This window comes from Vibrio sp. dhg, from assembly GCF_003443775.1.
Lineage (GTDB): Bacteria > Pseudomonadota > Gammaproteobacteria > Enterobacterales > Vibrionaceae > Vibrio > Vibrio natriegens.
On sequence record NZ_CP028943.1, the window covers coordinates 3,203,966 to 3,216,145 of the forward strand.

11 protein-coding genes are annotated in these 12,180 nt (G+C 46.5%); 5 read left to right on the forward strand and 6 right to left on the reverse strand.

Features of this window, described 5'->3' with window-relative positions:
* Positions 1–59 precede the first annotated feature (59 nt).
* The 3 genes from DBX26_RS15005 to trxA all read right to left on the reverse strand — a co-directional run bounded on the left by DBX26_RS15005 (position 60) and on the right by trxA (position 2,945).
* Positions 60–1,055, reverse strand: a complete 996-nt coding sequence (locus DBX26_RS15005) for a hypothetical protein (protein ID WP_020333381.1) — start codon at positions 1,053–1,055, stop codon at positions 60–62.
* A 108-nt stretch (positions 1,056–1,163) separates the two neighbouring features.
* Complete coding sequence (rho, locus tag DBX26_RS15015; protein ID WP_005378757.1) at positions 1,164–2,423, reverse strand: transcription termination factor Rho; 1,260 nt, start codon at positions 2,421–2,423, stop codon at positions 1,164–1,166.
* Between the two features lie 195 nt (positions 2,424–2,618).
* Positions 2,619–2,945: a thioredoxin TrxA gene (gene trxA, locus DBX26_RS15020; protein ID WP_014233348.1), complete on the reverse strand. Its 327-nt coding sequence runs from the start codon at positions 2,943–2,945 to the stop codon at positions 2,619–2,621.
* A 111-nt stretch (positions 2,946–3,056) separates the two neighbouring features.
* Between trxA and rhlB the strand changes: the two genes are divergently transcribed.
* Both rhlB and gppA read left to right on the forward strand, forming a co-directional pair.
* Complete coding sequence (gene rhlB, locus DBX26_RS15025; RefSeq protein WP_014233349.1) at positions 3,057–4,370, forward strand: ATP-dependent RNA helicase RhlB; 1,314 nt, start codon at positions 3,057–3,059, stop codon at positions 4,368–4,370.
* Between the two features lie 18 nt (positions 4,371–4,388).
* Positions 4,389–5,882, forward strand: coding sequence for a guanosine-5'-triphosphate,3'-diphosphate diphosphatase (gene gppA, locus DBX26_RS15030; protein WP_014233350.1), 1,494 nt, complete (start codon positions 4,389–4,391; stop codon positions 5,880–5,882).
* A 192-nt stretch (positions 5,883–6,074) separates the two neighbouring features.
* Here the strand turns inward: gppA and DBX26_RS15035 are convergent, their stop codons facing one another.
* From DBX26_RS15035 to recQ, 3 genes are all read right to left on the reverse strand, one after another.
* Entirely contained in the window at positions 6,075–6,743 is a 669-nt protein-coding gene (locus DBX26_RS15035; RefSeq protein ID WP_118119632.1) for a 7-cyano-7-deazaguanine/7-aminomethyl-7-deazaguanine transporter, read from the reverse strand.
* A 504-nt stretch (positions 6,744–7,247) separates the two neighbouring features.
* Positions 7,248–7,553: a DUF3630 family protein gene (locus tag DBX26_RS15040; protein ID WP_014233352.1), complete on the reverse strand. Its 306-nt coding sequence runs from the start codon at positions 7,551–7,553 to the stop codon at positions 7,248–7,250.
* A 9-nt stretch (positions 7,554–7,562) separates the two neighbouring features.
* Positions 7,563–9,398 (reverse strand): ATP-dependent DNA helicase RecQ, encoded by a 1,836-nt coding sequence (gene recQ, locus DBX26_RS15045; protein WP_118119634.1) that lies wholly within the window; start codon positions 9,396–9,398, stop codon positions 7,563–7,565.
* Positions 9,399–9,571: 173 nt separating this feature from the next.
* On the opposite strand from recQ, the gene rarD reads away from it, so the two are divergent.
* From rarD to DBX26_RS15060, 3 genes are all read left to right on the forward strand, one after another.
* Positions 9,572–10,486 (forward strand): EamA family transporter RarD, encoded by a 915-nt coding sequence (gene rarD, locus DBX26_RS15050; protein WP_020333388.1) that lies wholly within the window; start codon positions 9,572–9,574, stop codon positions 10,484–10,486.
* Positions 10,487–10,559: 73 nt separating this feature from the next.
* Entirely contained in the window at positions 10,560–11,357 is a 798-nt protein-coding gene (locus DBX26_RS15055; protein ID WP_162889710.1) for an AraC family transcriptional regulator, read from the forward strand.
* Positions 11,358–11,448: 91 nt separating this feature from the next.
* The gene (locus tag DBX26_RS15060) at positions 11,449–12,108 is read left to right on the forward strand and encodes a LysE family translocator (RefSeq protein ID WP_118119638.1); all 660 of its coding nucleotides are present in this window, start codon (positions 11,449–11,451) and stop codon (positions 12,106–12,108) included.
* The last annotated feature ends 72 nt before the right edge of the window (positions 12,109–12,180 follow it).

Consider the following 12,180-nt stretch of genomic DNA (forward strand, 5'->3'; position numbering starts at 1 on the left):
AGTATAACAAATAGGAGGACACTAAGGTCCTCCTATTTTGTGTGGGTATAAGGATTGTATTACTGCAACACTTGCTCTATTTGACGGGCTTTAACCTGATAATTCCCCGTCACTAACTCTTTAAGCCAGCTTTGATGGCCCTGTTGCGCTAACTCTCTCGCCACCAATGTCGCTTCTTCAGACAAAGCCATCTTAGTGATTAAAAACTGTTTCACTTCGGGGCTTAATGGATTCGCTTTGGTTAAAAGACCGATAGCATAAGGTTTGAGCGTTGGATTCACCGTGGAGTTCATCAACTGCTGCAATGAAAAAGCATCGCCTGCTTCTGCTAATCTCTCCAGCTCGGCATGGCTGTTGTAGTCCGCTCTCATTCTCCACAACAAATCGTACATCGACTGGTCCTGGCTCACTTGCGCTAAACGAGCAATGACGGCGGTGGACGGTAACCAACTGGTCACATCTATTTGAGTTAACTGTACGGTTAACGCGTTTAACGCGCCGGGAGACAAGCTATCGAGTTCGCGAATCAATAATGCCTCACGAGCCTGAGTTTGTTGTGAAGTTCCTGCGGTTAACCACTGGCTGAGATCGAGCTCTTTTCGCTCCGCTTGTAGAACAAATTCTAGTGTACTCTGGTCTTGCTTCCAGCGCTTGATCAAGCGGCTTGCAACCGCAGGAAAGTTAAAAGCTGGCACAGTGAATTCGTAACCTTCACCACGCTCGAGTACTTGATAAGTGGGAGTAATACGGCTTTGCGATTCAACAAATAGCGCCATACGCGGCGTAAGAATCACGTCTTGCTGTTCTAGTTTTTCGAGTAAGCGGAAACGCACCACCTCTTGTTGAGGTAACGCCAGTCGATTGAGGGAAAATTTAAGCGAGTCAACCTCATCCCTGACAACATATTCTAGAAGTTCAGAGACCTTGGTTTGTATTTGGGTATCCTGAAGCCACTGTTCTACCACTGACTCCTGCATTTCCTTCGCAGGCGCGGTCATAGGTATGGTCACGAGTGACAAACTCAGGAGTAATGACGACAACATTCCTTGTTGCATGTTAACCTCCCGATAACATTAGTCCTCATTTTGAGGCTTCTATCGGTAGAAAGCAATAAAAAAGCCACCATAATTTATGGTGGCTTTTTCAAAATAAGAACTCAGTTGTTACTGACGACGCATCGCATCGAAGAATTCATCGTTCGTCTTCGTCATTGCTAGCTTATCGATGAGGAATTCCATTGCGTCGATTTCACCCATTGGATGAACAATCTTACGCAGAATCCACATTTTCTGCAGTTCGTCAGTCTTAGTCAGTAGCTCTTCACGACGAGTACCTGAGCGGTTGAAGTCAATCGCAGGGAAAACACGCTTCTCTGCAATCTTACGGTTCAGGTGCAATTCCATGTTACCTGTACCTTTAAATTCTTCGTAGATAACTTCATCCATCTTAGAACCAGTATCGACTAGCGCTGTTGCGATGATTGTTAAGCTACCGCCTTCTTCTACATTACGTGCAGCACCGAAGAAACGCTTAGGACGGTGCAGTGCGTTCGCATCCACACCACCTGTTAGTACTTTACCTGATGAAGGTACAACCGTGTTGTATGCACGAGCCAGACGAGTAATCGAGTCAAGCAGGATAACCACATCTTTCTTGTGTTCTACCAAGCGCTTCGCTTTCTCGATAACCATTTCCGCTACTTGAACGTGACGAGATGCTGGCTCATCAAATGTAGAAGCAACCACTTCACCTTTAACCAGACGTTGCATCTCTGTTACTTCTTCTGGACGTTCGTCGATAAGAAGTACCATGAGTTCACACTCAGGGTGGTTATAAGCGATGCTTTGAGCAATGTTTTGCAGAAGCATTGTCTTACCCGCTTTTGGCGGAGCAACAATCAAACCACGTTGACCTTTACCGATTGGCGATGCCAAATCTAGAACACGTGCCGTGATATCTTCTGTAGAACCGTTACCGCGCTCCATTACCATGCGCTCATTCGCATGCAGAGGCGTTAAGTTTTCAAATAGGATCTTGTTACGAGCGTTGTCTGGCTTGTCATCGTTAACCGTATTGACTTTCAGAAGTGCAAAGTAACGTTCGCCGTCTTTTGGTGGGCGAATTTTACCGGCAATTGAGTCACCTGTACGTAGGTTAAAACGACGAATCTGACTTGGCGATACATAAATATCGTCCGGACCAGCAAGGTATGAACTATCGGCACTGCGTAGGAAACCAAAGCCGTCTTGCAGAATTTCCAGAACCCCATCGCCAAAGATGTCTTCGCCGCCTTTAGCATGCGCTTTTAAAATCGCGAAGATGATGTCTTGTTTTCTTAAGCGCGCTAGGTTCTCTAATCCTAAGCTTTCGCCCAGTTTTACAAGGTCAGACACAGGTCTGTTCTTCAGTTCGGTAAGGTTCATGGTAGTGGATTCTTGTTTAGTCAAAATAAGATCTGTTTTCTAGTTAAGATGGATTTGGTCACAGGATCGACCAAGAAGAGAAATTTGTTCAATTAACGCGCGATAAGTTAGCACTAATTAATATTCTAGTCCAGAGTTAGAAAAACAAAACCGTGCATTGATGGTTGCACGGTTTTATCTGTAATCACTTGGTGATTATATGTTTGCGTCCAAAAACTCTTTAAGTTGAGTTTTAGACAGAGCACCAACTTTCGTTGCCGCTACGTTGCCATCTTTGAATAGCAGTAGCGTTGGAATGCCACGAATACCAAACTTAGGTGGTGTGCCTGCGTTATGGTCGATGTTTAGTTTACCGATAGTGAGTTTGCCTTCGTACTCTTCAGCGACTTCGTCCAGGATAGGAGCGATCATCTTACAAGGACCACACCATTCTGCCCAAAAATCTACTAATACAGGGCCTGCAGCGTTGATTACATCGTTTTCAAAACCGTCATCAGTTAGCTGCAAAATCTTATCACTCATCTTCCACTCCAATGTGTTTTTCGAAACTGGTTGGATGATAACCAGTAATTTGATGCCCTATTGGAATGTATTTACTTTCGTAATGCAAGCTTTAGCTGATATTCTATAGCCATGAAAAAGACGCATATCACAGAGCAAAAGTTCGCCGATTTGGGGTTAGAGCCCCAAGTTATTGATGGATTGGATAAAAAAGGGTTTGAGTTTTGTACCCCTATCCAAGCCTTGGCGTTGCCGGTACTGCTCACCGGCCAAGACATCGCAGGCCAGGCCCAAACGGGCACTGGTAAAACACTCGCGTTTCTCACTGCAACCTTCAACCACCTAATGACGACACCGGAGCACGAAGGTCGCAAACCAACACAACCACGTGCCATCATCATGGCGCCTACGCGTGAGTTAGCGATTCAGATCTACAATGATGCTGAAACTCTGATTGCAAGCACGGGCCTAAAAGCAGCACTGGCTTACGGTGGCGAAAGCTACGACAAGCAACTGGCTAAGCTGCAAGATGGCGTAGATATCCTGATCGGTACCACTGGTCGTATTATCGATTTCTATAAACAGCGCGTATTTAATCTAAACAACATTCAAGCGGTGGTGTTAGATGAAGCCGACCGCATGTTCGATCTTGGTTTTATTAAAGACATCCGTTTCTTGTTCCGCCGTATGCCAGAGCCAAAAGAGCGTTTGAACATGCTGTTCTCAGCAACGCTGTCTTACCGCGTACAAGAACTCGCGTTTGAACACATGCATAACCCAGAACATGTTGTGGTAGAACCAGAGCAAAAAACTGGTCACCGCATCCAGGAAGAACTTTTCTATCCTTCAAATGAAGACAAAATGGCGCTTCTTCAAACACTTATAGAAGAAGAATGGCCAGATCGTGCGATTATATTTGCTAACACCAAGCACAAATGTGAATCAGTTTGGGGTCACCTGGCGGCAGACGGCCATCGTGTTGGTCTATTGACAGGTGATGTACCGCAGAAGAAACGTGAAAAGATTCTTGAGCAGTTCACTAAAGGTGATGTGGATATCCTAGTGGCGACGGATGTAGCGGCTCGTGGCCTGCATATTCCTCAAGTAACACACGTATTCAACTACGATCTGCCAGACGATTGTGAAGACTACGTACACCGTATTGGTCGTACCGGTCGTGCAGGTGCGAGCGGCAACTCTATCAGCTTTGCTTGTGAAGAGTACGCGATCAACCTACCTGCGATTGAAGAATACATTGAACACACTATCCCTGTATCGGAATATGATGCATCAGCTCTAATTCAAGATCTGCCAGCTCCAATCCGTATGCGTGCACCACGAACGCAACAACGCCGTACGAATACAGGTGGCACTCGCTCTGGTAACCGTAAGCAACAAGGACGTCGTCCTCGTCAGCCACGTCAATCAGCGCCAAAACAATCATAAAGGAATGTTAAGTCGTATATGAGTCAAGCAGGATCATCACCGCTATACGCCGCCATCGACCTCGGGTCGAACAGTTTTCACATGCTCGTTGTGCGTCACATCGATGGCAGCGTTCAAACAATGGCTAAAATTAAGCGCAAAGTTCGTCTAGCGGCGGGCTTAGATGAACATAATTCTCTTAGTATGGAAGCTATGCAGCGAGGATGGGACTGCTTAAGTCTATTTGCGGAACGCTTGCAAGATATTCCTAAACAGAACATTCGTATCGTCGGTACTGCGACATTACGTACTGCGACGAATGTGGATGAGTTTCTCGAGAAAGCACGTCAAATTCTTGGTCATCCGATCGAAGTTATCTCCGGTGAAGAAGAAGCTGCGACTATCTATAAGGGCGTCGCTCATACTTCTGGTGGCAGTGGCCGCCGTCTTGTGGTCGATATTGGCGGTGCCAGCACTGAACTTATCATCGGAGAGGGTTTTGAAGCCAAAGCACTCACCAGTTTAAAAATGGGCTGCGTGACCTGGTTGGAGAACTTCTTCAAAGATCGTCAACTGAATGCTCGTAACTTCGATGCCGCCATAGAAGGGGCAAAACAGACCATCAAGCCGATTTTAGAGCAGTATATCGACTTGGGTTGGGATGTTTGTGTCGGGGCTTCAGGTACCGTTCAGGCGCTACAAGAGATAATGCTGGCGCAGGGAATGGACGAAGTAATTACTCACTCCAAACTTAAACGCCTGCAAAAGCAAGCCATGTTAGCCGATCATTTAGAAGAGCTCGACATCGAAGGTTTGACGCTCGAGCGAGCACTGGTCTTCCCAAGTGGCCTGTCCATTCTGATTGCTGTGTTTGAGTTACTTGAGATAGACGCGATGACCCTTGCAGGCGGCGCTCTGCGAGAAGGTCTGGTGTACGAAATGGTCGAAGAATTGCGCCAAAAAGACATTCGCTCACGCACTATCTGCAGTGTTCAAAGTCGTTATCAATTGGATTGCGAGTACGGTGAACAAGTAGCAACCCTTGCAAGTAAGCTATTACAGCAAGCCGGTGGTGATGCGTGGATTGCGGAGCCTCAGGGTGAAGTTCTACTGGAAACCACAGCCAAGTTACATGAAATTGGCTTAACCATCGACTTTAAAAAAGGTGGTGAACACAGCGCTTACTTGCTGCAAAACTTGGATTTACCGGGGTTCACACGCGCACAAAAATTCTTTATTGGTGAGATAGCCCGCCGTTACCGTGAGCAGCTCACATCATTACCAGAGCAACATGCACTATCTGGTAACAGTGCAAAACGCCTATTGCGCTTATTGCGACTTGCAGTCTTGCTAACTCATCGACGTAATCAAAGCTTAGAGCCTCAAGTGGAACTTTCTGCCGAAGGTGACAACTTGACACTAAGCATTGATGCAAAGTGGTTAGAAGCCAACCCGCTGACCGCCGCAGAGTTGGAAATTGAATCAAACCGCCAGACCGATATTGGCTGGCCATTGACAATTTCAGCGCTCTAACAGCGAATTTGTAACAGAGAAAAGGCTCCATTGGGAGCCTTTTTTATTGCCTTAATGATGATTCTGTACAGCTCAAAGAGCTTTTGGACACCCATGATCTAAATGCTCCCTATGCTGTACATCCCCCTACAAAACACAAAAAGCCGCTGTTAAAAACAAGCGGCTTTTTGGTATTCGCGGAACGCTTCCTGACTAAGCAGTCGTCGTCACTTTGAAGTTCGGGTTCACTGCGGTCAGCTTTTTGATCAGATAATTCAGTAAGACACCGTACATAGGAACAAACAAGCCAAGGCTGATCACCAGCTTAAAGCCGTAGTCCACCAGCGCAATTTCAGTCCAGTGCTCCGCCATAAATGGATCTGGGCTTTGGTAAAATGCGATAGCAAAGAACGCGATGGTATCAAGCGCATTACCAAACAGCGTTGAACAGGTTGGTGCCACCCACCATTGTTTCATCTGACGCAGGCGATTGAAGACATGCACATCCAGAATTTGACCCAATAAGTACGCCATAAAACTCGCCACCGCGATACGCGCCACGAACAGGTTAAATTCTCCTAGGTGTCCAAACCCTTGGAACTGACCTTCAAAGAACACCACTGACAAAAGGTAAGACACGGCCAGCGCTGGTAACATGACTAAGAAAATGATCTTACGCGCTAATCCTGCGCCAAAGATACGTACCGTCAAATCCGTTGCCAAAAAGATAAACGGAAAGGTAAATGCGCCCCATGTGGTATGGAGACCAAAAATCGTAAAGGGTAGCTGAACGAGGTAATTGCTGGATGCAATAATGATCAGGTGGAATAAAACCAGATAAATAAGGGCGTTGCGCTGCTGCGCAGGGGTAAAGTTACTCATGCGATACCTTTTTAGTTTGGTTTGGGGGCGAGGGAACCCAAATCGAGCGCTTTTAAAATAAAAACGACTCTTACCAACAATGTAAAATGAAAAAATAAACTGACTTGGCTCCTAAGAGCTAAGCGGTGGGCGATTATACATTAACCAATTTTGCTCGCAAGCAGTGGTTTTTACGCAAACGTTTATACCCAAGTAACCTCAAGATGCTTAGTTCAGCGAGAATGACTTGGCTTACAGACAAGGCAACGATTTGATGATCTAGTGGTTCTAAATCGAAAACCGTTAACAAGGTATGTAAGCCAAGACAACTCGCCCTTTGGGAGCGTGTCACTGCAACAATTTCATCGTCAAACAACTTGGAAAGAGCTCGCTATTCCACGGCGTCGTTTTCCTTGAACTTGAATCAGTGACACCGCTCTGAATCCTGCATCTTGAAGTCACTTGGGTATATACAAAAAAGGGTGTTTCATGTGAAACACCCTTAACAAGATTATACTGCTTTGATCAAAATCCGCGTTGGAATAATCCGGCAAGATAATCGAGCTCTTCCCTGCTCTCTTCCACTGCTAGTGCTTCAAACCATATCGCTTCGCTGTAGTGTTCTGCCTTCATAAACAGTCGGCAACCTTCAAAATCGATAAGCCACGAATGAATATCGGCATCCCACTGCTTCTCGACAACCGAGGCCGACAGCAAGCCGACCAAACGTTCACCCAGCACCGGAAACGTATCCAAATCGAAGCTTGGCGCAGTAATAAGTAAACGACCTTCTTCGGCAATGTATTCAGCAAGGCCAAATTCCTTGTGCATGTAATATCCTTAACCGTGATGGGTAATATGTTCTTGAATAAGATCTAAGAATGGATCGGCGTATTTCTCAAGTTTACGTTGACCCACCCCGCTGACTGCAAGCATTTCACCATAAGAGGTTGGCAGAATCTCCGCCATATCAATCAGTGTCGCATCACTGAAGACCACATAAGGTGGTAAGCCATCTTCATCCGCAATCGACTTACGCAGTTTACGCAGTTTGGCAAACAGCTTCTTATCGTAGTTTTTACTGGTCAGTTTATCCGACTTAGCCGCTCGTGCTGCAGTATCCAGACGTGGTACCGCGAGCTCCAGTGCCACATCGCCACGCAGTAAAGGACGCGCTTCTTCCGTAAGCTGCAAGGTTGAGTTACGGGTAATGTTCTGGAACAACAAACCTTTATGGATTAACTGGCGGAAGATACTTACCCAATAATCATGGCTGTGGTCACGGCCGATTCCATAAGTGGATATTTTATCGTGGCCATTTTCACGCACGCGGATATTTTGCATACCGCGCAGTACTTCCACGACATAACCCATGCCAAAGCTTTGGTTCACACGATAGACACAAGACAGCGCTTTGCGTGCCTCTTCGGTTGCGTCGAAGTGTTTCGGTGGATCGAGGCAGATATCGCAGTTACCACATGGTTTCTCACGATATTCGCCAAAATAGTTGAGCAGAACCTGACGGCGACAAGTCTGAGCTTCAGCAAACGCACTCATCGCATTCAGCTTATGGCTTTCTACCTGCTTCTGCGGACCATCGTCTTTTTCATCCAGCATGCGTCTCAGCCAGCTGATGTCGGCTGGGTCAAAAAGCATCATCGCTTCTGCTGGTAAGCCATCTCTCCCTGCTCGGCCCGTTTCCTGATAGTAGGACTCGATATTGCGCGGAATATCAAAATGCACCACGAAGCGCACGTTAGGTTTATTGATGCCCATACCAAAAGCGACGGTCGCTACTACGATCTGGATATCGTCACGCTGAAACGCTTCCTGAACATAAGCGCGTTCATCGGTATCCATGCCAGCATGATAACCTGCTGCGCGAATATGGTTGTTACACAGTTTCTCTGTCACCATTTCCACTTTCTTGCGGCTACCACAATAAATAATGCCGCAGTTCCCTTTCTGGGTTTCCAAATAGCGGATGATCTGAGAAACAGGCTTGTGTTTTTCCACCAGATTATAGCGAATGTTTGGGCGGTCAAAGCTGCCGAGATAAACCTGCGGGTCGTTCAGTCTTAAACGCTCTAAGATATCCCGACGGGTGGCATCATCAGCGGTCGCCGTTAACGCCATAAATGGAACATGAGAAAAGTGCTGTTTAAGCTGGCCCAGTGACGCGTATTCAGGACGGAAATCATGTCCCCACTGCGAGATACAGTGCGCCTCGTCAACCGCAATCATCGCCAGAGGCAGACTTTCAAGGCGTTCAATAAAATCACGCATCAAGACCCGCTCTGGAGAAACATAAATCAGCTTCAGCTGCCCGTTGTGCATACGGTTATATACACTCAGCAGTTCTTCTCTGTTCATGGTCGAGTTCACGCATTCCGCCGCGACACCATTGGCTTTTAGCTGGTCCACCTGATCTTTCATCAAAGAAATCAGCGGAGAGATAACCAAGGTGATCCCGTTTCGTACCAGCGCGGGAATTTGATAGCAGAGAGATTTACCACCGCCGGTAGGCATGATCACCAAGCTGTCTTGTCCATCAATAGCAGCATCGATAACTTCTTGCTGACCATCGCGGAATTTTTGATAACCGAAGACGTCCTCCAACACACGTTGAGGCGTTACAGGCGAGTCTGAAGGTTCGGCTAACAAGGTCGAGGTCATGAATTGTCTCAGATTGGGTGATCATAGGAATGCTTTTGTATGCCACCAGCATACAAAATGAGGGCACATTGTAATGGGGTTTCATGGTGAATAAAACCGCAAATTACTAGGTGTTTGCCAACACCACTCGTATACTGCTCGTCCGCTCTATAAACACAATTAGGTGACACGTCATGATACAAGAAGAACAGCAACGTGCACGGCAAGGCGTCCTGCTTGCAATTGGCGCTTACACGATGTGGGGTATCGCCCCAATATACTTTAAATCAATTACTGATGTATCAGCTTTAGAAATCCTCAGCCACCGCGTGATTTGGTCTTTCTTTTTGCTTGCTGCACTCCTCCACTTTGGCCGTCATTGGCGCTCGGTTAGCGATATCATCAGAAACAAAACCAAGATGCTGTATCTGGTTTCTACCGCGATTTTAGTCGGGGCTAACTGGCTGATTTTCATTTGGGCGGTCAACGCAAACCACATGCTTGATGCCAGTTTAGGTTATTACATTAACCCTCTGCTAAACGTGCTGCTTGGAATGATATTCCTCGGAGAAAGGCTGCGTAAACTGCAGTGGTTCGCTGTCGTACTTGCGGCCTGCGGTGTCTTGGTACAACTCGTTGTATTTGGTTCGGTACCTATTGTTGCTATGGCATTAGCAACGAGCTTTGGCATTTATGGCTTACTGCGCAAAAAAGTCAGCGTTGAAGCGCAAACCGGATTATTCATCGAAACGCTCGTCATGCTGCCTGCAGCCGCGATTTATTTGTTCTTTATCGCAAGCTCACCGACTTCGAGCATGGCTGACAACGCGTGGCAGTTAAATACACTGCTGATAGCCGCTGGCGTGGTGACGACACTGCCATTACTCTGCTTTACGGGCGCAGCGACTCGATTGAAACTCTCTACACTGGGCTTCTTCCAGTATATTGGGCCAAGTCTGATGTTCTTGCTCGCGGTCTTGATTTACGGTGAAGCCTTCACCATGGATAAAGCAATCACATTCGCCTTTATCTGGGGAGCATTAGTAGTGTTTAGCTTTGATGGACTGCGCAGCAGTCGCCGTTCCCGCAGGGCAATTCAAGCTCAGTGATCGTTTTTTACAAGACAAGTCACCAATTCATAGATAAGCTTGGTCATTATATGACCAAGCTTTTTTGTATGTAATGGAACAGATTCAATACTACGCAACCGACCATGACCAACTAAGTCTGATTGAGGCGAAATACCAGAAATTTGCTTTTCAAAAGCACTATCACCTGGATTTTCACCTTGGTCTGATCACGCATGGCGAGCAGAAGTTCCATTATCAGGGCAGTCACCACCAAGTCGGGCACGGACAAATCGTGATTATGCCGCCCGATGAGTTACACGATGGTCAATCGAGACTTGCTGACGGTTATGAAGTGAATGTCTTCTCGATCGAACCGCACCTATTTAGTGATCTGGCCGATCTTAAACAAAACGGTCAAATAATCGGCTTTAATGAGCTGATCATCTCCGATCCACAGATATTTTCACAACTTAGTAACTTACACCGCCATCTTCGACGCAAGAATCTCAGTCGGTTGACCAAAGATTGTCTTCCGTTTGAGGGATTTAACCAGCTTTTTGATCGCTATGGATCACTTGCCAGAAAAAGGGTCATCCCCCTCGGAAAACAGTCACTCAACACCTTAAAAGATTACTTAATGGCAAATCTCGATCAGTCCGTTCGTTTAGAGTCGTTATCTGAACTCTGCCAGCTAAGTCCTACCCAGTTTCAACGCCACTTTAAAGCCCAAACAGGGATGACGCCCTATGCCTGGTTTGCACGACTTCGTCTCGAGCAAGGAATGAAGCTGCTTCAGTCAGGACAATGCGGAACAGAAGTCGCACATCAAATTGGCTTTTACGATCAGGCCCATTTCAGTAAAGCCTTTAAGCAGACTTACGGCGTTTCTCCATCGCAAGTAACACGCTAGTCCCTTTCAGACATTTACTGTCAGTTTTTTACAAGCGCGGCATGCCGGTGTCGGAGAGAATAAACCTCTTCATTATGTTTTGAGATGTCTTATGAATGAATCAACCATCCTGCTAACTCTGGCCAGCATTCACTTTATTGCTTTAATGAGTCCCGGCCCCGATTTCGCGTTAGTCGTACAAAACGCCACTCGTCATGGACGCCAGACTGGTTTATATATCGCGCTTGGTTTGTCCTTCGGTATTTTGCTGCACTCTTTTTTCAGCCTGACCGGTGTGAGCTACCTAGTACATCAACACCCAACGCTTTACTCCATTCTGCAATTAATCGGTGGCAGTTATTTACTTTATTTAGGTATTGGCGCACTGCGAGCCGTGATCGCGATGATCCAAAATCCACAATCAGATCAGTCAAATCAAGCCAACAATCTGGTGATCAGTAATAAACGTCAGGCATTCACTAAGGGTTTTGCGACCAACATTCTGAATCCAAAAGCCTTAGTTTTTTTCGTCAGCTTAATGTCGAGTTTGGTTCCTGCTGGCATGTCTGTTACTGGAAAAGGTATCGCTTTAGTGATTCTATTTGGTTTATCACTGCTTTGGTTTTCCAGCCTGGCCTGGATGCTCTCTACACAAAGATTGCAGCGACGATTACAACAAGCCGGTATTTACATCGATGGTTTATGCGGTGTGGTGTTCACGCTAGTCGGTGGCAGCATCTTACTGCAAACCATCCGAACCTTTGCGGTATAACTGGCTGATTTAAAAGCGTCGCACAACCGACATTTCTAAGACCGCTTACTCGACGATCCTCTCCATGACTGC

Coding starts and splice junctions, on each gene's coding strand:
- DBX26_RS15005 (WP_020333381.1), bottom strand. CDS start 1,055: ATGCAACAAGGAATGTTGTCGTCATTACTCCTGAGTTTGTCACTCGTG.
- rho (WP_005378757.1), bottom strand. CDS start 2,423: ATGAACCTTACCGAACTGAAGAACAGACCTGTGTCTGACCTTGTAAAA.
- trxA (WP_014233348.1), bottom strand. CDS start 2,945: ATGAGTGATAAGATTTTGCAGCTAACTGATGACGGTTTTGAAAACGAT.
- rhlB (WP_014233349.1), top strand. CDS start 3,057: ATGAAAAAGACGCATATCACAGAGCAAAAGTTCGCCGATTTGGGGTTA.
- gppA (WP_014233350.1), top strand. CDS start 4,389: ATGAGTCAAGCAGGATCATCACCGCTATACGCCGCCATCGACCTCGGG.
- DBX26_RS15035 (WP_118119632.1), bottom strand. CDS start 6,743: ATGAGTAACTTTACCCCTGCGCAGCAGCGCAACGCCCTTATTTATCTG.
- DBX26_RS15040 (WP_014233352.1), bottom strand. CDS start 7,553: ATGCACAAGGAATTTGGCCTTGCTGAATACATTGCCGAAGAAGGTCGT.
- recQ (WP_118119634.1), bottom strand. CDS start 9,398: ATGACCTCGACCTTGTTAGCCGAACCTTCAGACTCGCCTGTAACGCCT.
- rarD (WP_020333388.1), top strand. CDS start 9,572: ATGATACAAGAAGAACAGCAACGTGCACGGCAAGGCGTCCTGCTTGCA.
- DBX26_RS15055 (WP_162889710.1), top strand. CDS start 10,560: ATGGAACAGATTCAATACTACGCAACCGACCATGACCAACTAAGTCTG.
- DBX26_RS15060 (WP_118119638.1), top strand. CDS start 11,449: ATGAATGAATCAACCATCCTGCTAACTCTGGCCAGCATTCACTTTATT.